Genomic DNA, 25,115 nt, shown 5'->3' with positions numbered 1-25,115 from the left:
ATTGGGCGATGGCATAAGATATGTTATCGAAATTGGCGAGAGAGGGGTGCTCAAGCAACATGCTCACCGGCATTCATGTGCTTTTTATCGGTGGCGATGCCCGGCAGCTCGAAGTGATTCAAATTTTGTCCGAACTTGATGCAACGATCCAACTGGTCGGCTTTGATAATTTGCAGCACGCGTTCAGCGGGATTACCAAAACGCAGCTTAACGCGGCTTTGTTTCAAGATATCGACGCGGTCGTTTTACCGGCTGTAGGGACGGACGACCAAGGCCATGTTCATACCATTTTCAGCTCGGACGAATTGAAGCTGACCTTCGAGCATATCGAAGCGCTGCCTAAACATGCCATCATTTATACGGGAATGGCAAAGGATTATCTCAAAAAGCTTTGCGACGATAGCGGCATCGGGCTGGTTGAGCTGTTCGACCGAGACGATGTGGCGATTTACAACTCCATTCCAACTGCGGAAGGCGCCATTATGATGGCGATCCAGAACACCGACTTCACGATTCACGGATCAAACAGCATGGTGCTCGGGATGGGGCGAACAGGGGTTACGATGGCCAGGACGCTTCAAGGTCTCGGATCCCATGTGAAGGTTGGCGTCCGCAAGCCGGAGCATTATGCAAGGGCTTGGGAGATGGGCTTCGAGCCCTTCTACATCAAGGATTTGTTCGACAAAGTGGTGGGCATTGACTTGCTTTTTAATACGATTCCGACTATGATTATCACAGCACAAATCATTGCCAATATACCGCATCGCGCGCTGATCATCGACCTTGCATCCAAGCCCGGCGGAACGGATTTCCGTTTCGCGGAGAAGCGGGGAATCAAGGCGATGCTTGCTCCTGGTCTTCCTGGAATCGTTGCTCCGAAAACAGCGGGTCGCATTATTGCCCAGACGCTAAGTCAACTGATGGAAGAGGAAAGAAACAGGAGGAATGTATGATGGATTGGCATGGGTTGACGGTGGGCTTCGCTTTGGCAGGCTCGCATTGTACGCTGCCGGAAGTGATGCCGCATATTAAGCACTTCGTCGATGCGGGTGCTAGAGTGATTCCAATCGTGACGAATACGATCATGACGACGGATACTCGCTTCGGAACGTCTGAAAACTGGCAAAAACAGTTGAAAGATATAACCGGGAATGATATTATTTCTACAATTGTAGATGCGGAGCCGCTCGGTCCATCCAAGCTGCTCGATGTGATGGTCATTGCCCCTTGTACGGGGAATACGACGAGTAAGCTTGCCAACGCAATGACGGAAAGCGCCGTTCTGATGGCCGCCAAAGCGCAAATGCGCAACCAGCGCCCGCTCGTTTTGGCAATCTCGACGAATGACGGGCTCGGGCTGAATGCGACCAATATCGCTAAGCTGCTCATAACCAAAAACATCTACTTCGTGCCCTTCGGCCAGGACGCCCCGCAAGCAAAGCCGAATTCGCTGGTGGCGAGGATGGATCTTGTAATGGATACGTGCGAAGCGGCGCTTCAAGGAAAGCAGCTGCAGCCGATGGTCATTGAAAGATTTAATTATTAATTCATCCGTGTTTAATAAGGTTGCTTTTTTGGAGTTGCAAGAGTGTAAAAACATCCTTTAATCGAGTCTCTGTAATTACGGTAAGATCTCAACAGGGGAGAGAGTAACAGATGCCGGATCAAAAGCTTTTTAACGTAGCTGTAGTCGGAATTACAGGAGCGGTAGGCCAACAAATCATTCGCTTGCTCGCCGAACGCAGCTTCCCCATTCAAGAGCTGAGACTTCTTGCTTCGGCCCGCTCCGCCGGTAAAACGATTCGATTCAAAGACCGCGACGTAACGGTGCAGGAAGCGACGCCGGAAAGCTTTCAAGGCATTGACATTGCCTTTTTTAGCGCGGGCGGAGACGTGAGCAAGGCGCTTGTTCCACATGCTGTCGAAGCCGGGGCCGTTTGTATCGACAATACGAACGCCTTCCGGATGGATCCGGATACGCCTCTAGTCGTGCCGGAAGTAAATATAGACAAGATCAACGAGCATAAAGGCGTTATCGCCAACCCCAACTGCTCGACGATCCAAATGGTTGCTGCGCTTAAGCCGCTTTACGACCGCTTCGGCATATCCCGCATTATCGTTTCGACGTATCAAGCCGTCTCGGGTGCGGGCAACCTTGCGATCGATGAAATGCTGCGCCAATCGAAGGAAGTTCTTGACGGGAACCAAGTGACGCCGGATATTTTGCCGGTTTCCTCCCTTCCGGTTAAGCATCAAATCGCCTTCAATGCGATTCCGCAAATCGACAAATTCCTCGACAACGGCTTTACGAACGAGGAAATGAAAATGATTAAGGAAACGAAAAAGATAATGGACGACGAATCCATCGAAGTAACGGCGACTTGCGTTCGAATCCCGGTTGTATACGGACACTCGGAGTCCGTCTATGTGGAGTTGAAACAAGACTTCGATATCAAGGAAGTAAGAAGCCTTCTGGCCGATGCGCCAGGCATCGTGCTGGTCGACAACCCGGCGGAACAACAGTATCCGCTCGCCACTGACGCGGCAGGCAAGAACGACACGTTCGTCGGACGCGTTCGCCGCGATCTTTCGAATCCGCGTGCGCTCAATATGTGGATCGTATCCGATAACTTGCTGAAGGGCGCCGCTTGGAATGCGGTTCAAATCGGCGAGTATATCGCGATCGAACAATAAAGCTACGTACCGTCTCGCCGATGAAGCAGAAAGCCGAAGGGGCTCTTGCAGCCCCGCAAAAGAAGCTGATGCCAGTCGGCGTTTCCTTGGTAACTGTGCTTTGTGGGGATTGATATAGGGTTCCCCGAAAAGTACCCGGAATAGGCTCCAAAGAATAGCGTCACTTTTTGGGATAATTTGAGGAGGGAACCTCATGCGAATTTTGGTTCAAAAATTCGGAGGCACTTCCCTTTCCACCGCGCAAGCAAGAGAACATGTGATCAAGCATATCCGGCAAGCATTGCAGCAGCAAATGAGAGTTGTGGTCGTCGTATCCGCGATGGGAAGAAAAGGGGAGCCGTACGCTACCGATACGCTTCTTGAGCTGATTAAGGATAACGGAAACCGCCTTCCGGCAAGGGAGAGGGATATGCTGCTCTGCTGCGGCGAAACGATTTCAGCCGCCGTCCTTTGCAGCCTGCTGAACGAGAGCGGGATTCCGTCCTCCGTTCTTAGCGGGTATCAAGCCGGAATACTGACCAATGGGCAATTCGGCAACGCGCAAATTTTGTCGATCCAGCCGAACCGTATTATCGAACTGCTCGAACTGGATCGTGTCGTGATCGTCACCGGCTTTCAAGGCGTAACGGCGGAGAACGATCTCACCACGCTGGGCCGAGGCGGAAGCGATACGTCGGCGACGGCTCTAGGCGCTGCGCTAAAAGCGGAGCTTGTCGATATTTTTACGGATGTGGACGGCATTTTGACGGCCGATCCGCGAATCGTAAGCGAGGCGAAGCCGCTTCCTCGCGTCACCTATGCAGAAATTTGCAATATGGCACACAACGGCGCTAAAGTGATTCATCCCCGAGCGGTGGAAATCGCCATGCATGCCAACATACCCGTACGGGTAAGATCAACGTTTTCCGAAGGATCGGGTACATGGGTATCCGCACCTCCCCCGCATAAAGGGGATTCGAAACCGCTAGTGGACCGATACGTGACGGGCATTGCCCATGTTGCTGACGTTACGCAAATTCAAGTTATCAATTATGAAAGACAGTATGATCTGCAGTTAAATGTCTTTAAAGCGATGGCGCAGCAGCAGATTAGCGTAGATTTCATTAACGTGAATCCGTCGGGCGTCGTCTATACGGTATTCGATTTCGAAGCGCAACGGGCCGTCGAAACGCTCAAAACGCTTGGTTACGAACCGCAAGCCATATCCGGCTGCGCAAAAGTTTCTATTATCGGCGGCGGTATTAATGGCGTCCCGGGTATTATGGCGAGTATTGTTGAAGCGCTTACCGAGGAAGACGTAAGCATACTGCAATCCGCCGATTCCAATACGACGATTTGGGTGCTCGTCCGAGGCGAGGATCTAGTGAAGTCGGTACGCATCCTGCACAATAAGTTTCAACTGCACATTTAGGAGGATTCAAAATGGATTTCGGAAAAATTGTTACAGCCATGGTTACCCCATTCGACGAACAGATGCAGGTGAATTGGTCCGAAGTCGAGCGCTTGATCGATTATTTGATCGAGGAACAACAGAGCGACAGTCTCGTCATCTGCGGTACGACGGGCGAATCTCCAACGCTTTCGGAGGAAGAGAAGCTGCGCTTGTTCGAAACGGCCGTCCGCCATGCGAACGGTCGCGCTAAAATCATTGCAGGTGCAGGGAGCTACGATACGGCGCATTCCATTCACCTTTCCAAGCAGGCAAAGCAGTGCGGCGTAGACGGTCTGCTTCTTGTCGTGCCTTATTACAACCGTCCTTCGACGGAGGGTATGTACCAGCACTTCAAAGCGATCGCCGAAGCGGTCGATCTGCCGATCATGCTCTACAATATTCCGGGTCGGACGAACGTAAACATGCCTGCCGAGCTGACTTTGCGACTCGCGCAAATTCCGAACATCGTCGCGATGAAGGAATCAAGCGGCGACCTGAACCAGATGACTAAGATCATTGCTGACGCACCTGCCGGGTTCCTTGTCTACAGCGGCGACGACAATTTGACGCTGCCTCTCCTGGCGGTGGGCGGTCATGGTATTGTGAGCGTTGCTAGCCACGTAGTAGGCAAAGAGATGAAGAACATGATCAATGCCTATGAGAACGGACAAGTCAAAGAGGCTGCCAAGCTGCATCAGCAGCTGCTGCCGATTTTTGACGGCTTGTTCAACTGCCCGCACCGCGTTCCGAATCCGGTTCCGGTCAAGCATGCGCTCCGTTTGCGCGGGCTTCAGGTAGGAAGCGTAAGACTTCCGCTGGTGGATGTTACCGAACATGAAGGACGATTCATTCAATCGCTTTTCGGTTGAGAAAAGTCTAAATCGGTGCGCACAGCATCGGTTTTCTTTTTTTGGGTAACCTAATCGTAATCGCTTTACTTGTATTTAGTGTTTTTAATCATGTATAATGATTCCAAGTGACTGGTGCGGGTTCTTCTTAATGTTTGGAAAATACGGATCGTCGTCAATTTAAATAAGGAGGTTTATTTTCTTGTCCAAAAAAAATAACGATAAATTGGTGATCTTCGCTCTGGGCGGCGTGGGCGAGATCGGAAAGAACATGTATGTAATCCAGTATGCGAATGATATTGTGGTTGTCGATTCCGGTTTGAAATTTCCTGATGAAGATATGTTGGGGATTGATATCGTCATTCCCGACATCACATATTTGCTTGAAAATCGCGACAAAGTGAGAGGTATTCTGATCACTCACGGTCACGAGGATCATATCGGCGGACTTCCGTACGTTTTGAAACAGCTGAACGTTCCGATTTATGCTACGAGATTGACGCTCGGGCTGATCGAAGCGAAGCTGAAGGAAGTCGGTCTTCTCGGTGAAACGAAACGAATTACGATCACAGCGGAATCCGAGCTTCAGCTCGGCACGATCAAAGCATCCTTCTTCAAGACGAATCACAGTATTCCGGACTCGGTTGGGGTAGCGCTCGAAACGCCGGAAGGCGTCGTCGTTCATACCGGAGACTTCAAGTTCGATCAAACGCCGGTAAACGCGCATTATGCCGACCTGCATCGGATGGCGGAAATCGGTCAGAAGGGCGTACTGGCTCTTCTTTCGGATAGTACGAACGCCGAACGTCCAGGTTATACGGGATCCGAGAGAAGCGTCGGCGTCGAGCTTGAGGAAGTGTTCCGCAAAGCGAAACAGCGCGTCGTAGTAGCCACATTCGCATCGAACATTCACCGTATTCAACAGGTAATGGATGCGGCATACGCAACGAGACGTAAAGTAACGGTAATCGGACGGAGTATGGTGAACGTCGTAGGAATCGCATCCGAGCTAGGCTATTTGCGGATTCCGGACGGTATGCTGATCGAGCCTGAAGAAGTGAACAAGATTGCGGCGGACCGCGTCGTTATCTTGTCTACCGGAAGCCAAGGGGAGCCGATGTCGGCGCTGACCCGGATGGCTCGCTCTTCGCATCGTAAAGTGGATATTTTGCCTGGGGACACGGTTATCATTGCTGCAACGCCGATTCCGGGCAATGAAAAATATGTTGGACGAACTGTCGACGAGTTGTTCCGTTTAGGGGCGCATGTCATTTACGGTCCGGGCTCCGTTTCCGGCGTACACGTTTCCGGACACGGCAGCCAGGAAGAACTGAAGCTGATGCTTAACCTGATGCGGCCGAAATATTTCATTCCGATTCACGGCGAATATCGGATGCTGCGTCTCCACGGCCAACTGGCGGAGACCGTAGGCATCGATCGGGAAAATATTTTTATTGTTGACAACGGGGAAACCGTCGAGATTCAGAACGGCTCTGCACGCAAAGGCGGAAAAGTGACTACCGGCAACATCCTGATCGACGGGCTTGGCGTAGGCGATGTAGGCAATATCGTCCTTCGCGACCGTAAGCTGCTTTCGCAGGACGGCATTCTGGTCGTCGTTGTAACGCTTAGCAAGCAGGATGGCGCGATTTTGTCCGGTCCGGACATTATCTCGCGCGGTTTCGTCTATGTACGCGAATCCGAAGGATTGCTCGAAGAGGCAAACCGTATCGTGACGGGTACTTTAAACAAGCTAATGAATGAGAACGTAAATGAGTGGGCCTCATTAAAAACGCATGTAAAAGATGTGTTGGGCCGTTTCCTTTACGAGCAAACTAGAAGAAGACCGATGATCCTACCGATCATTATGGAAGTTTAACCCACACCGTCTAAGTCACTTGAACATCGAAATAGGCTTCCCGGCAACCCGGCCGCGGAAGCTTTTTTATTTTGCTTGTCCCTAAAAGGACGGCGAAGCCGTCCTTGCGTTGTATAAAAACAATCCTCATATCCATACTAAGGGGGCGATGGATAAGGAGGAATTAATTATGGCGGATAAAACGTCGGAGGCTCCAATCGAGCCGGCAGCGGAAGAACAAAAGAAGCAGGCTTCGATCGAAAGCTTGCAGCAGTTTGGCCAAACGAATGTGGCGAGCAACGAGTCCAATATTTTTTGTCTGACGATCATCGGACAAATCGAAGGGCATATCGTACTGCCACCGCAAAATAAAACGACGAAATACGAGCATCTCATCCCGCAACTGGTGGCGGCTGAGCAAAACCAGAAAATCGAAGGCATTCTGATCATTCTAAATACGGTGGGGGGCGATGTGGAAGCGGGGCTGGCGATAGCCGAAATGATCTCGTCATTGTCCAAGCCCTCGGTAACGTTGGTGCTCGGCGGCGGTCACAGCATCGGCGTACCGATTGCCGTTTCGTCACAGCTTTCGATGATCGCGGAAACGGCGACGATGACGATCCACCCGATCCGCTTGAACGGGCTTGTTATTGGCGTGCCACAAACCTTCGAATACTTGGATAAAATGCAAGAGCGCGTCATTCGTTTCGTCACTCGCCACTCTAACGTCAGCGAAGAGAAGTTCAAGGAGCTGATGTTCAAGACGGGGGAGCTGACCCGCGATATCGGAACGACGGTCATCGGCGCGGATGCTGTGAAGTATGGGCTTATCGATCGGATCGGAGGCATAGGCGAGGCCATTCGCGAGCTTAACCAGCAAATTGAACAGCGGAGGCAGCAGCAACCCCAAAACGGAGGTGTCCCGCAATGACGGTCATCTATTCGGCGGTAGCTCCGGAGACGCTTTGGGAAGGCTTCGGGAAGGAGCCTTCGTTTGTCGACGTCACCATCAACGGGATGAATATGCAGGTGGAGATGCTCAATATGCAGCAGGCCAAGGTCGTCCGGCTGTATAGTCCGAATCCGAACGATTACTTGAACCCCGCTTATATGCCGGGCTCGATCATCGAATTTCATCCTTAAGACGGATTGCGAACGTGTGTTCGATTTGTAATATAGGCCTTTCGGCTTGAATGCAACGGATTGTATCTCGTACCCCGACAATATGGTATAATTAGCTATCGGGGGTGAACCGTTTTGGCTAAAGGCCGGAAGAAAAAAAGCAAACTGAAGCTCACGATCAAATACGAGCTATACGGGATCATCATACTGGTGCTTTCCGTCATTGCGCTATCGCGTGAAGGCAGAGTGGCGCGGTCCCTTACTTATTTGTTCCGTTTTTTGATAGGTGCGATGGACTGGGTCATTCCTGTCGTTTTTATTTACATAGGACTGTACGTATTTATTAAGCGAGCGTGGCCCGGCGGCTGGAGCGTTCGCAAGACGGGCCTGGCACTTCTCTTGACGGGGCTCGTTCTCTATAATCATATGTCGATGATTCACTTGCTCGATCCTAACGCCGATTTTACGGCTCCTTCGTACATCGTCAGTTCTTCGTGGAACAGCATGATGGAAGGGCTGCGCGCTTCGGGCGGCAAGAGCGATATTTTGCAGGCGGATGTCGGGGGCGGTATGATCGGCGCGATCCTGTACGCTTGTCTGTACTTTTTGTTCGGCGGCTGGGGATCCCGGTTCCTCGTATATGCCTTGTTCGTCGTTGCCTTCCTGCTCATTACCGGGATGTCGGTAGTCGATATCGGCGGTAAAATCGGAAGGCCGGCCGGAGAAATGGCGTCAGCGCTGCGTGGCAAGCTAACGGGTCTATTTCCGAGACAGTCGAAGGGCGGGCTGGTACCGGTGACGGCTCCGGAGGAGACGGTCCGAACGTCTAAACGCGCGGCATTTGTGCCCCCGCTTGACGACGATTTTGAGGATGAGTCATACAAGGCCGCCATACCGAAGAAAAAGAAGCAAGAGAAGCAGGACAAGCGATCGCCGATCTTTCATCTGCTGCCGTCTCTCCGTAAACAGCAGGAGCCGCTGGTCGGGTTCGATCCATCGGGTGAATCGGATGACGAGTACGAAGAGAATGCGTCACCTGCGCCGGTGGTGGAGCGGGTCGTTAAACCGGTCGCCGTTATTCCGGCTATGGATCAAATCGAGGATTTGGCCGGTGAAGACGACGATCAGCGTCCGTTCATCCGCGATTTTCAAGAGCAGCGCGAAGAACTGCCGGCCTTGCCGGAGTCGGCGCAATCCGGGGCGGGGAATGCGGGCGCCGCAGCGGGACAGGATGCTGCCGGCGAAGAGCCGGACAAGCCGCTCGCGCTTGCCAGCAGCAAAAAGCCGTATCAGCTGCCCTCCTATCAGCTGCTGTCCAAGCCTTCGGGCTTAGGAAGGGCGGGAGATCTCGATCATAAAGCGAATGCCCGCAAGCTGGAAGCGACGCTGGAGAGCTTCGGCGTCCGCGCGAAGGTGCTCGAGGTCGTATGCGGGCCTTCCGTCACCCGTTACGAGGTGCAGCCGGACGTCGGCGTTAAAGTTAGCCGGATCGTCAGCTTGACCGACGACATCGCGCTTGCTTTGGCCGCCAAGGATATTCGTATGGAGGCCCCGATACCGGGGAAATCGGCTATCGGCATCGAGGTGCCGAACTCCGAGGTCTCCGTGGTCACGCTGCGCGAAGTCATGGAATCCGGCGCTTTTCATGACGCCGCCTCTAAGCTTTCGGTTACGCTCGGCCGCGATATCGCCGGACAGCCGATCGTTGGCAATATGGCGCGGATGCCCCATTTGCTTGTCGCAGGGGCAACCGGTTCCGGGAAATCGGTTTGTATAAACGGAATCATCACGAGCATTTTATACAAAGCGAAGCCGAATGAAGTGAAGTTTCTCATGATTGACCCCAAGATGGTCGAGCTGAATGTATATAACGGAATTCCGCATTTGCTGGCTCCGGTCGTCACCGATCCGCGCCGCGCCTCCTTGGCGCTCAAGAAGGTCGTAGTCGAAATGGAAAAACGGTACGAGCTGTTTTCCAAGAGCGGGACCCGTAACATCGAAGGTTATAACGCGATGCTGACCGATCCCGGTAATCCGAACCCCGGTGAACCGCTGCCCTTTATCGTCGTCATCGTGGACGAACTCGCGGATTTGATGATGGTTGCGGCAGGAGACGTGGAGGACGCCATCTGCAGGCTGGCGCAAATGGCGAGGGCGGCGGGGATTCACTTGATCATCGCGACCCAGCGTCCCTCGGTCGACGTCATTACCGGCGTCATCAAAGCGAATATACCGTCGAGGATTGCGTTCGGGGTGTCGTCCCAAGTCGATTCGCGGACGATTCTCGATATGGTAGGCGCGGAAAAGCTCTTGGGACGCGGCGATATGCTTTATTTACCCGTCGGGGCATCGAAGCCGGTTCGCGTTCAAGGCGCGTTTCTGTCCGATCAAGAGGTAGAGTCGGTCGTCAACTTTGTCCGAAACCAGGAACAAGCCAACTACCAGGAAGAGATGGTGCCGCAGCTGGAAGAGCAGTCCGAGCAGGAAGACTTGTTCGAGGACGAATTGTATGATCAAGCGGTTCAGATCGTGCTCGAAGGGAAGCAGGCCTCCGTTTCGCTGCTTCAAAGGCGCATGCGCGTAGGCTACACCCGCGCCGCGCGCCTGATCGATACGATGGAGGCCAAAGGAGTCGTCGGGCCTTACGAGGGAAGCAAGCCTCGCGAGGTGCTCATGACCATCGAACAATTTCATGCCATGAAAGCTAGCTCTTAGTTCTTGCCATGTAAGCGCACCGTTAGTTTGCATAGGAATCGAGTCCCGCTGTACGCGGAATCGATTCCTATGCTTTTTTTTAGGACGTCATTTGAATAAAAGCCTTACGACAGGTATCGTTCAAACCGTTTTTCATCATCGTGTACGATGTTCGCGAAAGGTTCGTATAGAACGCCGCCGGCTTTCAAATAATAACTTCCATGAATCATTGCACCAAGTACACCATGATGAGGAAAGGTTGAGAATGCGATGAACAAACGGCTTCTTGTAATAACGGTCGGTCTCGTTGCGGCTCTGCTAGTCGGTATGCAGGTTAAGCATCACAAGCCGGCGGTCGAAACGTTCAGCGAAGCGACAGTCAAATACGGCTCTGCGGGCTCCGACGTCTATGAGCTGCAGGGGCGGCTGAAACATCTCGGCTTCTACAAAGGCAATATCGACGGCGATTTTGGCTATAACACGCTGAAATCCGTGAAATGGTTTCAATCGGAATTCGGAATGAATGTGGACGGCATCGTCGGCAGCAAAACAAAGCTGAAGCTGTGGGAAGCGACCCGCAGCTGGCGGCCTTCGGCTCCTGCCGGAGGAGGCGGAGGAGCCGGACCTTCAGGAGGCGGTGGAGGTGGTGCGGACTCGGGTGCAACGATCAAACCTCCTTCCCTCCAAGGTCTTTCCGATAACGATCTGAAAATTATGGCGAATGCGGTTTACGGCGAATCACGAGGCGAGCCTTATATCGGTCAAGTCGCGGTGGCGGCCGTCATACTGAACAGATTGAAATCGCCAAGCTTTCCCCATACGATATCGGGGGTTATTTTTCAGCCAGGCGCTTTTACGGCAGTGGCCGACGGCCAAATTTGGCTCACTCCGAACGAGAACGCCAAAAAAGCGGTACGCGATGCGGTTAACGGCAACGATCCGACCGGAGGATGCATTTATTACTTTAACCCGGTAACCGCCACATCCAAATGGATTTGGAGCAGACCGCAAGTAAAAACGATCGGCAAACATATTTTTTGCAAGTAATCGCATAACATGTCGTAGCGGCATGATGAGGGAATGCTAAGGAAGCAACCGTCCCGTTTGACCGACGAAGCTTTTCGGGATCTTTTCGTCAGGCAGACAGATCGGTTGCTTCTTCGCTTTCCGTAGGAATATAATGGGAGTATCGCCTTCCGTTGTCGCAAGCGACAGCGGAAGCTGCCATTACCCAATGAGTCGAGGCGGAAGGGAGATCGTTGACTAATGAAATCGTCATTCGAACGTACAACGATTGGAAACATCCGGCTGCATGTGCTGCCGTCGGAACAGTTTAAAACGTATGCCGTCTCCGTATACATAGGGACGCCGCTTGCCGAAAGCACCGTTACGCCGGTGGCACTCACGCCTTTCGTACTGCGAAGGGGCACGGCATCGTTGCCGGAAACGAAGCAGTTCCGCGAACGGCTGGACGATCTGTACGGAGCGGGCTTTGGTTTTGACATTTATAAACGCGGGGATTACCAGATCGTCCAATTCCGCATGGACATCGTCGAAGACCGGTATGTCCATCAAGAGCGTTCGCTGCTCGGTCAGGCGCTTAGCTTCATCGGAGAAGCGATCACGAACCCGCTGCTGGAAGACGGCGCGTTTAGCGCCAAATATGTGGATGCCGAGAAAAATACGGTGCAAAAAAAGCTGGAAGCGATCGTTAACGATAAAGCTACTTATGCAGCAGAGCGTTGTATACAGGAAATGTGCAAAAACGAGCCGTACCGGCTTCATCCGCTAGGCTTTATCGAGGCGCTTGAGGATATTACGCCGAAATCCCTCTATGAATCCTACCTGCAATGGCTGCAGTCTTCGCCGATCGATTTGTATGTCGTCGGCAATACGACGCTTTCCGAGGTTGAAACGATCGTTCGCTCCCAGTTTCGCGGCGTAGGCGGTCAAGCGGCAGGCTATATGATGAATGTCAAGCAGCCGGCTGTAACTTCGGTCAATTCCATAGTCGAGAAGCTTGACGTCAACCAGGGAAAACTGAACATGGGACTTCGCACGAATGCGACGTATGCCGGGGACGATTATGCGGCAGCTCTCATGTACAACGGGGTTTTAGGCGGATATCCGCATTCGAAGCTGTTTATTAACGTGCGGGAAAAAGAAAGCCTCGCCTATTACGCTTCCTCCCGTTTGGACGGACACAAGGGCATTTTGACGATTCAATCCGGTATCGAAATCGCCAACTATGAGAAGGCTGTCGATATTATCCGCAAGCAGATCTCCGCCATGGAGGAGGGCGAAATCAGCGAAACGGAAATGACGCAGACCAAAGCGATGATCGCGGGCCAGCTCCGCCAGCTCCAGGATTCCGCCTACGAAACGATTTCGTTTGACTTCAATAGCGTGTTGTCCGGTCGTCAGCGGTCCGTTCAGGGCTTAATCGAGGATGTGGAGAAGATCGGCACGACGGACATACGCCGAATCGCGGATCAAGTAAAGCTCGACACGATCTATTTCCTGCGGGACTTGAAAGGGGAGTAACGACCGATGAACGTCATCCGCTACGAGCATGTGAACGAAACGGTATACCACGAGAAGCTGGACAACGGACTGGACGTTTATGTGCTGCCGAAAGAAGGCTTCCACAAGACTTTTGCTACGTTCTCCACGAAATACGGCTCGATCGACAATCACTTTCAGGTGGAAGGCAAGGAAGCGGTGCAGGTGCCGGACGGAATCGCTCACTTTCTGGAGCATAAAATGTTCGAGGAGCCTACCGGCGACATCTTCGCTACTTTCGCTTCTTACGGCGCCTCGGCCAACGCGTTTACGAGCTTCGACCGGACGGTCTATTTGTTTTCGGCTACTGACCATGTAATGGAAAGCCTCGAGACGCTGATTAACTTCGTGCAGAATCCCTACTTCACCGACGAGAACGTCGAGAAGGAAAAAGGCATTATCGGGCAAGAAATCAACATGTACAAAGATCATCCCGACTGGCGTTCGTATTTCGGTCTGATCGAAGCGATGTACAGCGCCCATCCGGTGCGGATCGATATCGCCGGAACGATCGAGTCGATCTCTAAAATTACGAAAGAAATGCTGTACGAGTGCTACCATACGTTCTATCACCCGACGAATATGAGCGTCTTCGTTGTCGGCGGCGTCGATGCCGAAGAAGTGCTGGATCGCATCCGCCGCAATCAGGCGGCGAAAACATTCGAGCCGCAAGGCCAGATCAAACGGATTTTCCAGCCGGAACCGAATGCCGTTCACAATCCGAAGAAGATTACCAAGCTGCCGGTCTCGCAGCCCAAATGCCTGTTCGGTTTCAAGGAAGCCCATGACCCGATCGAAGGAAAGGCGCTTCTGGAGAAAGAATCGGCGTCTAAGCTGATGATGGACATTTTGTTTAGTCCGACCTCGGCCCTATACCAAACGCTTTATGACGAAAAGCTGATTTCCGACAATTTCGGAGCCGATTTCAGCTGCACGCCGGGCTACACGTTCTCCGTAATCGGGGGCGATACGCGGGACCCCGAGCTGCTGCTGGAGAGGATCAAACAGCTCGTTAACGAAGCGCTTGAACGGGGGATTGACGAAAAAGATTTCGAACGCAGCCGGAATAAAAAGATCGGCGGATTTCTGCGCATGCTGAATTCGCCGGAGTCGATCGCAAGGCTGTATACCGACTACCGGTTTAAAGGTGCCGACGCCTTCGACATATTGACGATTTATCGCAACATGTCATTGAAAGACGTAACAAAGCGGCTGCACGAGCATTTCCGTTGGGAGCAGCTGGCCGTCTCGATCGTGGCAGATCCTAAGGAAGCGTCATGAACAGGTCGCTAAACGAATATACGGTTCTGGTCACCGGAGCGAGCCGAGGCATAGGAGCTGCCATTGCAGAGCGGTTCGCCTCCGTCGGCGTCGGTATGAACATCGTGCTGCATTATCGTCAGGCGCATGAATCCGTGAATGAGGTGGCCCGCCGTTGTCTGGAAAAGGGCGCGAAGGTGATGACCGTAGCTGCTGACCTAAGGTCGAAGGAGCAGATCGAGCGGATGAAGGAAAAGCTCGATCTGCATGGCCTGCAGCCGGATGTTCTGGTAAACAATGCCGGGTTGTCGCATTACGGCTTGCTTTCGGACGTCTCGGAGGACGAATGGGACGAAATTATGAGCGTAAACGTAAAAGGCACATTCCTGTGTACCCAAATGTTTATGCCTTCCATGATCGAAAGGAAATTCGGCAGAATTATTAACGTATCCTCCATCTGGGGGCTGACGGGCGCCTCCTGCGAGGTGGTGTACTCGACCGCCAAGGGCGGCATCAATGCCTTTACGAAGGCGCTGGCCAAGGAGCTGGCGCCCTCCGGGGTAACCGTGAACGCCGTCGCTCCCGGCGCGGTCGATACGGATATGATGAGCGGCTTCAACGCCGAGGAAAAGAAAGCGATCGAAGACGGCATACCGCTCGGCCGCTTCGCCGTTCCCGATGAGATCGCCTCGCTCGTTTATTTTCTTGCTCTGCCGGAATCCAGCTACATAACGGGGCAGATCATAAGCCCTAACGGCGGCTGGCATACATAGAACGAACACGATCCCCCTTAACCGCCATGCGATTTCGGACGATGAATAGACCGCCATCATTTTGCGCATAGTACAAGTGTTCATCCGAAATCCATCTCAAGGGAGGAATTACTGTGGTTACCGTTCTTAAATCGTTTGACAAATGGAAGCAATTTCTTGGTGAACGCGTCAATATGGCCGAGCATGCCGGCATGAGCGAAGAGACGATCGCGAAGCTTGCTTATCAGATCGGGGAGTTTTTGGCTGACAAAATCGATCCCGAGAACAAAGAAGAACGCATTCTTAAGGAGCTTTGGGATGCCGGCGACGACCAAGAGCAAAAGGTGCTCGCTCGGCTGATGGTGAAGCTTGTTGCCAAGGGAGCATAACCTCGGAGACGATTTCGGCGCTTTTGACGCCGCGTTTGCCGGGAAATCGTACAATCGGCAATGCGAAAGCATGCTGAGATTTTGGAACAAAAGCCTCCTGCCGCAGGAGGCTTTTGTTTTTGAATTGGACGTGGCACCTCGTATTTCTTATACTGATAGAAGTGGTTTGCACGTTTGTCATAAAGGAGAATGGAAAGACGGATGAAGATTTGGATATTGCGCCTCGTTTCGGTTATGATGATTTCGTTGGTTCTCGCGGCATGCGGCCATACGCTGCCGGTCGCGACGGATGGTCAGCTCAAAAACAAAAAATCGCTGCTCGTCGTCACTACTCCCGATTTGCCTGCGGATTTGGCGCAGAAGCTGGACGCCTCGCTTAACGGCTGGCGGTCATCCGATAAAATCGCTTGGAAGTGGCTTAAGGATAAAACGGCGCTTGACGAGGATTCGGTTAAAACGATTCGTGAAACGGCTTACGATCAAGTCGTCGTGATCGGCAGTTCCTTGTTTGCGGATGCAAGGAAGGAAGCCGAGCAATTGCCCCAGATCAAGTGGACGCTTCTTCAGCAAACGCCGGAGAGAAGCCCGGCAGCCATTCAGCCGCTGGATAATATGGCGGTATGGCAGGCCGACGCCAAAACGTTCGACACGCTGTGGAACGACTGGGTTTCCATGCAAAAGACGGCGGGCGCGCCGATTATTTGGATCACGACCGCAGCTCATCAGGTGCCGGCCGTTTGGGCGCCGTCGGAAGAGGCGGAGCAAATCGTTCTTTATGATTCGCAAAATGTGGCGCAGTGGTTCCAGCAGCTGACCTTTCAAGCGCAGCAGATCCATGCCAAATGGATCGTGCTGTACACGCCGGAAGCTGCCGCCGAGCTGACGAAAATTCGTTCGCTGCGCATTCCGTTCATGGACATGACCGCCTCGACCGACTATAAGCTTGCTTGGGACCCGATCCTGAATCGGATCAAGGAAAGCATGCTTTCGGATTCCTGGAAGCCGGGTCTTTTTACCTATTCGCAGCAGGAAGCAAGCGCACAATTGAAATAATTTTTGCGACTGATGAAGGAAAAACGCGAATATTGTAGAATTATTGAACGAAACGTTTGAGGCGATCGAGAAGAATAGGATGTGGGCTTATATGGAAATGAAGCAATGGTACATGGAATACCGAATTCATAAAAACCGTCCCGGCTTGCTTGGAGACATCGCATCGTTGATGGGGATGCTGGAAATAAACATTATGACCATCAATGGCGTTGAGGATAAAACACGCGGCATGCTGCTGCAAACGAGCGATGAAGAAAAAATTGAAATATTGGGTAAACTGTTAAAAAAAGTGGATAATATTACGGTAACCAAATTTCGCGAGCCGAAGCTCGTCGACATTTTGGCGGTGCGCCACGGCCGTTATATCGAACGCGATTCCGATGACCGGAAAACCTTTCGTTTTACGCGCGACGAGCTTGGACTTTTGGTCGATTTTCTCGGCGAAATTTTCAAGAAGGAAGGCAATCAGCTGATCGGACTTCGGGGCATGCCGCGGGTAGGGAAGACGGAATCGATTATTGCAGGCAGCGTGTGCGCCAACAAGCGCTGGACGTTCGTATCGTCGACTTTGCTTCGTCAAACCGTGCGCAGCCAGCTGTCGGAGGACGAGATGAATGTGAATAACGTCTTTATCGTGGACGGTATCGTTTCGACCATGCGTTCCAACGAAAAGCATTATTCGCTCTTGCAGGAAATCATGGCTATGCCGTCGACGAAAGTTGTGGAGCATCCTGACATTTTTGTGAGGGATTCGGAATATGACTATAACGCATTTGACTATATCGTGGAGCTGAGGAATAATCCGGACGAAGAAATTTCGTACGAGAGCTTCACGGGGAACTATGACGGGTTTTAACGAACGATCGGCAATTTGAACCGCGATTTACGGAAACACGGGGGTGAGCACATGTTCGAACTGGGGCAGCTTCTGCGCAAAGCACGCTTGGAGAAAGGTATTTCACTCGAGGATTTGCAGGAAGTCACAAAAATTCGCAAGCGTTATTTGGAAGCGATTGAAGAAGGCAATTTAAAAGTTTTACCGGGCACATTTTATATCCGCGCCTTTATCAAAAGTTACGCGGAGGCGGTCGGCTTGGATCCGAACGAAGTGCTGCGGCTTTATCGCAATGTCATCCCTGTTTCTGAGCCCGAACAAACGGCGGAGCCGGTCAGGCGGAAACGTACGGATTCGAAAAATTCGGAAAAATGGAGCAAGCGGCTGACCGGCATCATGCTCTGGTCATTCGTCCTGCTAATCTTCGGGATTCTCTATTATTTCATCAGCACGAACGCGAAGTCCGAAGGTGAGGAGAACGTATCCCAAAGCCAAACAAATGAGCACCTTACGGACAGAAAAATGTCTGAAGTAAGCGCCGCGCCGACGCCTGCCGCCACCGCTTCGGAGCAAAAGCCGGAGACGAAGCCGAGCCAGACGCCGATCGTGCCGGACAAGCCGGACGTTAAATTGACGAAAAGCGAAGGCGGCAAAGATTTTTATCAAATTTCCAAAGCCTCCAAGGTGATCGTGGAAGTTACGGTGCTGAAGGACAAATGCTGGATCGGAATCGACAAGCAAACCAAATCGGGAGATTCCGTTCAGAAGGAAACGCTTTTTTCGGAGAGTCTTCTATCCGGCCAATACCAGAAATGGGAGCTGGATCCATCCGTTAACTTGACGTTAGGAGCCGCCAATGCGGTCGAGCTGAAAATTAATGGAACGGTCATTCCGATCGGCGAAAAGGAATCGGTCAAGCGGTACCAGTTCGATCTGTAAGGAGTCCGTCCCCTATCCGGCATGAAATTGCCGAACGAATAAATATCCGTTTCCCAGACAATCCTAAAATCGTAACGCCACTTATCCGCTAAAGCGAGGTTGGGACGTATGTCGACAAGTTGGGTTGTTACGGGATTGGGAATCGTCGTAAGTGTGCTCGGTTGGTATTTGACGCCGAATGCTTGGGGATACGGGATATTCGGTTTTGGACTCGCGCATATCGTACTTGGTGTGCTCGATATGTTCCGGAATCCGGTCAGGAGAAGATATTAGGCATACAGGACGCCAGTCCGCCGCATCTTTTATCATAAGGGCATCCGCCATGAGAGTGGATGCTTTTTTGTTGGTTTCAACTATCAGCAAGAACTCCGGATCGGGGCGTAACGCGGCGGGCGGGGGTTTTCATGCTTGGCGAATATTGCTATACTGTTTTACGAGACAATTCATGGAAAGGACGTTGGTTATGGCTTCGGAAAATGCATTTGACATTACTTCCAAAATAGATATGCAGGAATTAACGAACGCGATCAATCAGGCGGAAAAAGAAATTTCTACTCGGTTCGACTTCAAGAACAGCAAAAGCAGCATCACGCTCGAAAAGGAAAGTCTGGTAATCGTTTCGGACGACGAGATGAAGCTGAATAACGTTATCGACATCCTTCATTCCAAAATGGCCAAGCGAGGCATCGCGCTGAAAAATCTCGAGTACGGAAAAGTGGAGCCGGCAGCCAGTACGACCGTACGCCAGCGTGTAACGCTTAAACAGGGCATCGGTCAGGATATCGCCAAAAAAATCAACGTGCTGATCCGCGACTCGAAGCTTAAGGTGACGAGCCAAATACAAGGCGATCAAATTCGCGTTACGGGTAAAAGCAAAGACGATTTGCAGAAGGTCATGCAGCTGCTCAGATCTGCGGATTTGGCGCTCGATTTGCAGTTTACGAACTTCCGCTCCACTTAGTGCAAGCGCAAAAACCTGTGCGTTTCCCGTCCGATGGCGGGTTACCATAGGTTTTCGTTTGTTTTGACACGTTATAGGCGTTATATTATACTTGTTAAGAAATGAAAGGAATAGGTTTGGGGGATGTACGATGTCAGAGAAAATCAAGGTCGTGACCTTGGGCTGCGAGAAAAATTTAGTCGATTCCGAGATTATGTCCGGGTTGGTTCATCAACGCGGATTTTCGCTTGTTGACGATAAAGAAGAAGCGACGGTCATCATTGTGAACACCTGCGGGTTTATCGATGCCGCGAAGGAAGAATCCGTCAATACGATTCTCGACATGGCGGATCTGAAGCAGACGGCGAACTTGAAGGCGCTGATCGTATCCGGATGCTTGACCCAGCGGTACAAGGCGGAGCTGATGCGTGAAATGCCGGAGATCGACGGGATCGTCGGTACGGGCGATTTTGACAAGATCAACGACATCATCGACCAGGCGCTTGCAGGGCGGAAGCCGATGCTGGTAGGCAATCCCGCGTTCAACTACGACAAGGTGCTGCCGCGCCGCCTGTCGACGCCGCGTTATACGGCTTACGTGAAAATAGCCGAGGGCTGCGACAATGCATGTACGTTCTGCAGCATTCCGATCATGCGGGGCAAGTTCCGCAGCCGCAGCATCGAATCGGTTCTGGCGGAAGTGAAGCAGCTTGCCGACCAGGGCGTCAAAGAAATCAGCCTGATCGCGCAGGATTCCACGAACTACGGCTCGGATCTGTACGACCGCTTCATGCTTCCCGAGCTGATGAACAAGGTGAGCGAAGTGCCGGGAATCGAATGGGTACGTCTTCATTACGCCTACCCGGGATTTTTTACGGACGAGCTGATTGAAACGATTGCCACGAATCCGAAGGTTTGCAAATATATCGACATGCCGCTGCAGCACAGCGAGGATTCGATTCTTAAACGGATGCGCAGGCCGGGAAGGCAGCGCGATACGCGCGAGCTGATCCGTAAAATCCGCAACCGCATGCCGGATGTCGCTCTGCGCACCTCTATCATCGTCGGCTTCCCTGGAGAAACGGAACAGGATTTCGAGAATTTGTCGGAGTTCGTAAAGGAAATGCAGTTTGACCGGCTCGGCGTGTTTGCGTACTCCAAGGAATTGGATACTCCGGCCGCCCGTTTGCCGGATCAAGTGCCGAACGACGTGAAGGAATACAGAGCGAATACGCTGATGGAAATTCAGCGTCAAATTTCTAACGAACGAAACGGTATGCGGATCGGTAAAGAGATTGACGTGCTGATCGAGCGTTACGACGGACGTAACGACGTGTATGTAGGACGTTCGCAATACGATGCCCCGGAAATTGACGGAGAAGTGTTCGTCACAAATTGCAAAACGAATATTGGGGAAATGGCCAGAGTTAGAGTTACCCACTCGTTCGAGTTCGATTTGTCCGGGGAGGGAATTGCATGAATCTGGCGAATCGGATTACACTAGCGAGAATATTTCTAGTGCCGATCATCATGTTCTTTTTGCTTGTAAACGTCAGTTTGCCGCAAATTCGGATCGAGCAGTTCAGCATTACTTATAATCAGATTATTGCCGCTCTGATTTTCATTATCGCCGCCAGTACGGACAGTCTGGACGGCTACATAGCGCGTAAACGCAAGCTTGTGACCAATCTTGGCAAGCTTCTGGATCCTCTGGCCGACAAGCTTCTCGTTTCCGCCGTCCTCGTTTCCCTGGTGGAAATGGATAAGCTCGACGCCTGGATCGCGATCGTCATTATTAGCCGCGAATTTGCGATTACGGGCTTGCGGCAAATCGCGCTGCTCGAAGGAACCGTCATGGCTGCCAGCAAATGGGGCAAGTGGAAAACGGGGGTGCAGATTACCGCGATCATCGCGCTGCTCATCAATAATTTTCCGTTTGCATTCATTAACTTCCGGTTTGATTTGCTTGCAAGCTGGGTTGCAGCCGTGATTACGATCTACTCGGGCATCGATTATTTTGTACAGAACAAGCATGTAATCAACAATACGCCGATGTAACGGCACGTTCGGAAATGACGCCATTCTTCTCGCTTTGCCAAGCGGATTTTGGCGTCTTTTTTTGAAAATCGCTGATTGTTCGATTTCTCGGTGAACGTCTGACGGCTAAGCTTACTCTTCCGATATCGTTTTCTTCGAAAACGGTAGGACGCCGAAAGGCGTTATCCTTGTCACTACGATTCTTGGGGGGGATATATTTTGAAAGCGGAAATTATCGCAGTCGGCACAGAACTGCTGATGGGGCAAATCGTCAATACGAACGCTCAATTTTTGTCTCAGCAATGCACGTCCATCGGGGTGGGCGTCTATTTTCAAACGGTCGTCGGCGACAACGCAGCGAGACTCCGGCAGGCGCTCGATATCGCTCGCACGAGAGCGGACGTCATTATTTGCACCGGGGGGCTCGGACCGACGCAGGACGACTTGACGAAGGACGTGCTGGCTTCCTACTTGGATCGCAAGCTGATCGTTCATCAGCCTTCGATGGATACGATGACGGAGTTTTTCAGCGGCCGGGGAATCGCGATGGTCGAGAGCAATGCAAGGCAGGCGCTCATGCTCGAAGGCAGCGACCCGCTACCGAACGATACGGGTCTGGCGGTAGGCATAGCCCTCACGCAGGGCGGAACGCACTACATGCTGCTTCCAGGGCCTCCTAAAGAGATGAAGCCGATGTTCGAGCGCTACGGAACGGAGTGGCTGCGCGCGATTATGGGCGAGGAACAGCCTCTTTTCTCCAAAATGCTCAAATTCGCCGGCATCGGGGAATCCTTTCTGGAGCACCGGCTGCTCGATCTGATCGAGAAGCAGGAGGATCCGACGATTGCGCCTTACGCGAAGGAAGGCGAGGTTACGCTGCGGCTGACTACAAGAGCAGCCTCCCAAGAGCAGGCGGATGCCAATATGGAAGAGACGGTTCGCATCATTCGCGAACGACTCGGCGAGCATTTGTACGCGGACCGCGACGTGCCGATCGAAAGGACCATTGTCGAAACGATGGCGGGCCGCGGACTTACGCTGTCTGCGGCGGAGAGCTGCACCGGCGGCATGCTTAGTGACATGGTGACCTCGGTGCCGGGAAGCTCCCAGGTGTACCAGGGCGGATTTGTTACGTACACGAACAGGATTAAGCATGCGCTGCTCGGCGTGCCGATGGAGCTCATGGAAGGCGAAGGGGCGCCGGGGGCGATCAGCGAGCGTACGGCCCGCGAAATGGCGGAACGGCTGCTCGAGCGGACAGGAACGGATTTTGCGATTTCGGTAACCGGCGTAGCGGGTCCGGATCCGTCGGAGGGCAAGCCGGTCGGACTCGTTTACATCGCCATAGCGCGGCGCGGGGGCGAAACGGCTGCATTCGAAACGAAGCAGTCGGGGAGCCGCGAGCTGATCAAGCTGAAGGCGGCGAAGAGCGCGCTCTACCAGCTCTGGAAGCTCCTCTCTAGCGATAATCCGGAATAGTCTTCTTGATATTTTGGGTGCATTCTTCTATAATTAATGAAACGTTAACGGAAGCACCGTAGCAAAGAAATCCTTCTTTGTTGCGGTTTTTTTGTGGGCTTTTTGAATGTATGTTCTTGCATAGTCCATTTTTTTATCGGGGCTCCCAGCAAAGTAATAGGAATCCGCTGCGAGGAATTCGCTTCACTTTGTGGGGAATATGCGAATATATGTTCGAAAAACTACTTGGCAACCGGCGAAAAAGAAGTTATGATAGATCTATAACATAACCAGTAGAGGAAGTGGACAAGTTGGCGGATCGTCGTGCGGCATTGGAAGCGGCATTGCGTAATATCGAGAAACAGTTCGGAAAAGGTTCGATCATGAAGCTCGGGGAATCGACTCACATGCAGGTGGAGACGATCCCAAGCGGCTCGCTGGCGCTGGACATCGCGCTCGGCGTAGGCGGATTTCCCCGCGGCAGAATTATAGAAGTATACGGACCGGAATCATCCGGTAAAACAACCGTAGCCTTGCACGCGATTGCGGAAGTGCAAAAAGCCGGCGGACAAGCCGCTTTCATCGATGCGGAGCATGCACTTGATCCTTTATATGCAAGCAAGCTGGGCATCAATATCGATGAGCTGCTGCTGTCTCAGCCGGATACCGGCGAGCAGGCGCTCGAAATCGCGGAAGCGCTCGTGCGCAGCGGAGCGGTAGACATTATCGTCATCGACTCGGTTGCCGCGCTCGTACCGAAAGCGGAAATCGAAGGCGATATGGGCGACTCTCATGTCGGCTTGCAGGCTCGTCTCATGTCGCAAGCGCTGCGGAAGCTGTCCGGCGCTATCAACAAATCGAAGGTTATCGCGATTTTCATCAACCAGCTTCGCGAGAAGGTCGGCGTAATGTTCGGCAACCCGGAAACAACGCCAGGCGGACGCGCGCTCAAGTTCTATTCCTCGGTCCGTTTGGATGTACGTCGTATCGAGACGATCAAGCAAGGCAACGATATGATCGGTAACCGCACGCGCATTAAGGTTGTAAAGAACAAAGTGGCGCCTCCGTTCAAGCAGGCTGAGGTAGACATTATGTATGGTGAAGGCATTTCTAAAGAAGGCAGCATCGTCGATATGGGCACGGAGCTCGACATTATCGACAAGAGCGGCGCTTGGTATTCGTTCGAAGGCGAACGTCTCGGCCAAGGGCGCGAAAATGCGAAACAGTATTTGAAGGATAACAAACACATTGCCGACATTATCGAGAAGAAGATTCGCGATGCCAGCGTGTTGGTGCCGACTGCTAATATGGCGGTTTCCCAGGATGACGAAGAGGAAGAAGCGGCATTGTTCGAATAAAGACCGGAAGACGCGCCTTTGATTGACAAAGGGCGTCTTTCTTTTTATAACTAGAACGAAACGCCGGTCCCTCACACAGGGCTCGGCTATAGGACCGGAGGCACGCAATGAATCAGAGTCAAGAATCCGTCATTACGTCGGTAGAACAGCAGAAGCGGAATAAACGCCGCTACAATATATTTGTGGATGAGTCGTTTGCTTTCTCGGTACACGAGGATATTTTGATCAAATACAGGCTGCTCAAGGGCGAAACGATCGATAACGAGCGGATGCTGGAGGTTATTCAGGCCGAGGAGCGGCAGGAGGTATACGCTCATGCGCTCCGATATATCGGCCGGAGTCCGCGTTCGATGAAGGAAGTTAGGCAGAAGCTCAAGCTGAAGGGCTACGAGCAAACGATAATCGACTTGACGATCGAGAGGCTCAAAAACGAGAAGCTGATCGATGACGGCATGTTTGCCATGCAATGGACCGAGCATCGCATCATGAACCAAAGTAAGGGACGCAACTGGGTTAAACAAGAGCTTCAGCAAAAAGGTATTGCAAGCGAAAACATCCAAGAGGCGATCGCATCGCTTGATGAAGAAGCGGAGCTGGCAAACGCAAGCAAATTGGCGGCGAAGAAGCTTTCTTCTCTAAAAGGGGAACCCTATGAACGTAAGCAGAAGCTGGCGTCGTTCCTTCTTCGCAGAGGCTACACGAGCGCTACCGTAAGCCAGGTATTGAAGCGGGTCATGAACGAATCGCTCGACGATTGGGAATTTTAGATCATTAATGGCATTAATGAAATGCCGGCGGGCCGGTCGTTCGCCAAGAAGGGAACGGTCTACGCTTGACAAGCTTCTTTCCCAAAAGCTAAAATGATCATGTATATTTTTTATCCT

24 protein-coding genes are annotated in these 25,115 nt (G+C 52.2%); all 24 read left to right on the top strand.

Annotated features, from left to right (window positions below):
* Positions 1–59 precede the first annotated feature (59 nt).
* Positions 60–953, top strand: coding sequence for a dipicolinate synthase subunit DpsA (dpsA, locus tag ACKGJP_RS21900; RefSeq protein ID WP_409340924.1), 894 nt, complete (start codon positions 60–62; stop codon positions 951–953).
* Positions 953–1,546 carry a dipicolinate synthase subunit B gene (locus ACKGJP_RS21895; RefSeq protein ID WP_409347228.1) on the top strand — a complete coding sequence of 198 codons (594 nt, stop codon included), beginning with the start codon at positions 953–955 and terminating at the stop codon, positions 1,544–1,546. Before dpsA ends, ACKGJP_RS21895 begins: the two co-directional genes overlap by 1 nt.
* A gap of 110 nt (positions 1,547–1,656) precedes the next feature.
* Positions 1,657–2,694: an aspartate-semialdehyde dehydrogenase gene (locus tag ACKGJP_RS21890; RefSeq protein WP_409340923.1), complete on the top strand. Its 1,038-nt coding sequence runs from the start codon at positions 1,657–1,659 to the stop codon at positions 2,692–2,694.
* Positions 2,695–2,887: 193 nt separating this feature from the next.
* Positions 2,888–4,105, top strand: coding sequence for an aspartate kinase (dapG, locus tag ACKGJP_RS21885; RefSeq protein WP_409340922.1), 1,218 nt, complete (start codon positions 2,888–2,890; stop codon positions 4,103–4,105).
* Between the two features lie 11 nt (positions 4,106–4,116).
* The gene (gene dapA / locus ACKGJP_RS21880) at positions 4,117–4,995 is read left to right on the top strand and encodes a 4-hydroxy-tetrahydrodipicolinate synthase (RefSeq protein ID WP_409340921.1); all 879 of its coding nucleotides are present in this window, start codon (positions 4,117–4,119) and stop codon (positions 4,993–4,995) included.
* A 181-nt stretch (positions 4,996–5,176) separates the two neighbouring features.
* The gene (locus tag ACKGJP_RS21875; RefSeq protein ID WP_409340920.1) at positions 5,177–6,853 is read left to right on the top strand and encodes a ribonuclease J; all 1,677 of its coding nucleotides are present in this window, start codon (positions 5,177–5,179) and stop codon (positions 6,851–6,853) included.
* A gap of 169 nt (positions 6,854–7,022) precedes the next feature.
* Positions 7,023–7,763, top strand: coding sequence for a ClpP family protease (locus ACKGJP_RS21870; protein WP_409340919.1), 741 nt, complete (start codon positions 7,023–7,025; stop codon positions 7,761–7,763).
* The gene (locus ACKGJP_RS21865) at positions 7,760–7,975 is read left to right on the top strand and encodes a YlzJ-like family protein (RefSeq protein ID WP_409340918.1); all 216 of its coding nucleotides are present in this window, start codon (positions 7,760–7,762) and stop codon (positions 7,973–7,975) included. Before ACKGJP_RS21870 ends, ACKGJP_RS21865 begins: the two co-directional genes overlap by 4 nt.
* Positions 7,976–8,089: 114 nt before the next feature.
* Positions 8,090–10,669, top strand: a complete 2,580-nt coding sequence (locus ACKGJP_RS21860; protein WP_409340917.1) for a DNA translocase FtsK — start codon at positions 8,090–8,092, stop codon at positions 10,667–10,669.
* Between the two features lie 249 nt (positions 10,670–10,918).
* Positions 10,919–11,695 carry a spore cortex-lytic enzyme gene (gene sleB / locus ACKGJP_RS21855; RefSeq protein ID WP_409340916.1) on the top strand — a complete coding sequence of 259 codons (777 nt, stop codon included), beginning with the start codon at positions 10,919–10,921 and terminating at the stop codon, positions 11,693–11,695.
* Positions 11,696–11,914: 219 nt separating this feature from the next.
* Entirely contained in the window at positions 11,915–13,192 is a 1,278-nt protein-coding gene (gene yfmF, locus ACKGJP_RS21850; RefSeq protein WP_409340915.1) for an EF-P 5-aminopentanol modification-associated protein YfmF, read from the top strand.
* A 6-nt stretch (positions 13,193–13,198) separates the two neighbouring features.
* Entirely contained in the window at positions 13,199–14,491 is a 1,293-nt protein-coding gene (yfmH, locus tag ACKGJP_RS21845; protein WP_409340914.1) for an EF-P 5-aminopentanol modification-associated protein YfmH, read from the top strand.
* Positions 14,488–15,243 carry an elongation factor P 5-aminopentanone reductase gene (ymfI, locus tag ACKGJP_RS21840; protein ID WP_409340913.1) on the top strand — a complete coding sequence of 252 codons (756 nt, stop codon included), beginning with the start codon at positions 14,488–14,490 and terminating at the stop codon, positions 15,241–15,243. Before yfmH ends, ymfI begins: the two co-directional genes overlap by 4 nt.
* A 113-nt stretch (positions 15,244–15,356) precedes the next feature.
* A complete protein-coding gene (locus tag ACKGJP_RS21835) occupies positions 15,357–15,611 on the top strand; it encodes a DUF3243 domain-containing protein (RefSeq protein WP_409340912.1) in 255 nt (84 codons plus the stop codon).
* Positions 15,612–15,812: 201 nt separating this feature from the next.
* A complete protein-coding gene (locus ACKGJP_RS21830; protein ID WP_409340911.1) occupies positions 15,813–16,664 on the top strand; it encodes a hypothetical protein in 852 nt (283 codons plus the stop codon).
* 91 nt (positions 16,665–16,755) lie between these two features.
* Complete coding sequence (locus ACKGJP_RS21825; protein ID WP_409340910.1) at positions 16,756–17,520, top strand: DUF3388 domain-containing protein; 765 nt, start codon at positions 16,756–16,758, stop codon at positions 17,518–17,520.
* 51 nt (positions 17,521–17,571) lie between these two features.
* Complete coding sequence (locus ACKGJP_RS21820; protein ID WP_409340909.1) at positions 17,572–18,438, top strand: RodZ domain-containing protein; 867 nt, start codon at positions 17,572–17,574, stop codon at positions 18,436–18,438.
* A gap of 108 nt (positions 18,439–18,546) precedes the next feature.
* Entirely contained in the window at positions 18,547–18,711 is a 165-nt protein-coding gene (locus tag ACKGJP_RS21815; RefSeq protein WP_409340908.1) for a hypothetical protein, read from the top strand.
* Between the two features lie 190 nt (positions 18,712–18,901).
* Positions 18,902–19,399 (top strand): YajQ family cyclic di-GMP-binding protein, encoded by a 498-nt coding sequence (locus ACKGJP_RS21810; protein ID WP_409347227.1) that lies wholly within the window; start codon positions 18,902–18,904, stop codon positions 19,397–19,399.
* A gap of 130 nt (positions 19,400–19,529) precedes the next feature.
* Positions 19,530–20,858 (top strand): 30S ribosomal protein S12 methylthiotransferase RimO, encoded by a 1,329-nt coding sequence (rimO, locus tag ACKGJP_RS21805; RefSeq protein ID WP_409340907.1) that lies wholly within the window; start codon positions 19,530–19,532, stop codon positions 20,856–20,858.
* On the top strand, positions 20,855–21,436 hold the full coding sequence (gene pgsA, locus ACKGJP_RS21800) for a CDP-diacylglycerol--glycerol-3-phosphate 3-phosphatidyltransferase (RefSeq protein WP_409340906.1): 582 nt from the start codon (positions 20,855–20,857) through the stop codon (positions 21,434–21,436). Before rimO ends, pgsA begins: the two co-directional genes overlap by 4 nt.
* A gap of 198 nt (positions 21,437–21,634) precedes the next feature.
* Positions 21,635–22,894 (top strand): competence/damage-inducible protein A, encoded by a 1,260-nt coding sequence (locus tag ACKGJP_RS21795; protein WP_409340905.1) that lies wholly within the window; start codon positions 21,635–21,637, stop codon positions 22,892–22,894.
* Between the two features lie 290 nt (positions 22,895–23,184).
* Positions 23,185–24,231 (top strand): recombinase RecA, encoded by a 1,047-nt coding sequence (gene recA / locus ACKGJP_RS21790; RefSeq protein ID WP_409340904.1) that lies wholly within the window; start codon positions 23,185–23,187, stop codon positions 24,229–24,231.
* Positions 24,232–24,338: 107 nt separating this feature from the next.
* On the top strand, positions 24,339–24,998 hold the full coding sequence (locus ACKGJP_RS21785) for a RecX family transcriptional regulator (protein ID WP_409340903.1): 660 nt from the start codon (positions 24,339–24,341) through the stop codon (positions 24,996–24,998).
* Positions 24,999–25,115 lie beyond the last annotated feature (117 nt).

It is taken from the genome of Paenibacillus litoralis (assembly GCF_046244365.1).
Classification (GTDB): domain Bacteria; phylum Bacillota; class Bacilli; order Paenibacillales; family NBRC-103111; genus Paenibacillus_V.
The sequence above is the reverse complement of the archived record's forward strand: the minus strand, read 5'-3'. Positions and strand labels throughout refer to the sequence as shown.

Bases quoted from the DNA above. Each gene is read 5' to 3' on its own strand.
- dpsA (WP_409340924.1), top strand. From the start codon at position 60: ATGCTCACCGGCATTCATGTGCTTTTTATCGGTGGCGATGCCCGGCAG.
- ACKGJP_RS21895 (WP_409347228.1), top strand. From the start codon at position 953: ATGGATTGGCATGGGTTGACGGTGGGCTTCGCTTTGGCAGGCTCGCAT.
- ACKGJP_RS21890 (WP_409340923.1), top strand. From the start codon at position 1,657: ATGCCGGATCAAAAGCTTTTTAACGTAGCTGTAGTCGGAATTACAGGA.
- dapG (WP_409340922.1), top strand. From the start codon at position 2,888: ATGCGAATTTTGGTTCAAAAATTCGGAGGCACTTCCCTTTCCACCGCG.
- dapA (WP_409340921.1), top strand. From the start codon at position 4,117: ATGGATTTCGGAAAAATTGTTACAGCCATGGTTACCCCATTCGACGAA.
- ACKGJP_RS21870 (WP_409340919.1), top strand. From the start codon at position 7,023: ATGGCGGATAAAACGTCGGAGGCTCCAATCGAGCCGGCAGCGGAAGAA.
- ACKGJP_RS21865 (WP_409340918.1), top strand. From the start codon at position 7,760: ATGACGGTCATCTATTCGGCGGTAGCTCCGGAGACGCTTTGGGAAGGC.
- sleB (WP_409340916.1), top strand. From the start codon at position 10,919: ATGAACAAACGGCTTCTTGTAATAACGGTCGGTCTCGTTGCGGCTCTG.
- yfmF (WP_409340915.1), top strand. From the start codon at position 11,915: ATGAAATCGTCATTCGAACGTACAACGATTGGAAACATCCGGCTGCAT.
- yfmH (WP_409340914.1), top strand. From the start codon at position 13,199: ATGAACGTCATCCGCTACGAGCATGTGAACGAAACGGTATACCACGAG.
- ymfI (WP_409340913.1), top strand. From the start codon at position 14,488: ATGAACAGGTCGCTAAACGAATATACGGTTCTGGTCACCGGAGCGAGC.
- ACKGJP_RS21830 (WP_409340911.1), top strand. From the start codon at position 15,813: ATGAAGATTTGGATATTGCGCCTCGTTTCGGTTATGATGATTTCGTTG.
- ACKGJP_RS21825 (WP_409340910.1), top strand. From the start codon at position 16,756: ATGGAAATGAAGCAATGGTACATGGAATACCGAATTCATAAAAACCGT.
- ACKGJP_RS21820 (WP_409340909.1), top strand. From the start codon at position 17,572: ATGTTCGAACTGGGGCAGCTTCTGCGCAAAGCACGCTTGGAGAAAGGT.
- ACKGJP_RS21815 (WP_409340908.1), top strand. From the start codon at position 18,547: ATGTCGACAAGTTGGGTTGTTACGGGATTGGGAATCGTCGTAAGTGTG.
- ACKGJP_RS21810 (WP_409347227.1), top strand. From the start codon at position 18,902: ATGGCTTCGGAAAATGCATTTGACATTACTTCCAAAATAGATATGCAG.
- rimO (WP_409340907.1), top strand. From the start codon at position 19,530: ATGTCAGAGAAAATCAAGGTCGTGACCTTGGGCTGCGAGAAAAATTTA.
- pgsA (WP_409340906.1), top strand. From the start codon at position 20,855: ATGAATCTGGCGAATCGGATTACACTAGCGAGAATATTTCTAGTGCCG.
- ACKGJP_RS21785 (WP_409340903.1), top strand. From the start codon at position 24,339: ATGAATCAGAGTCAAGAATCCGTCATTACGTCGGTAGAACAGCAGAAG.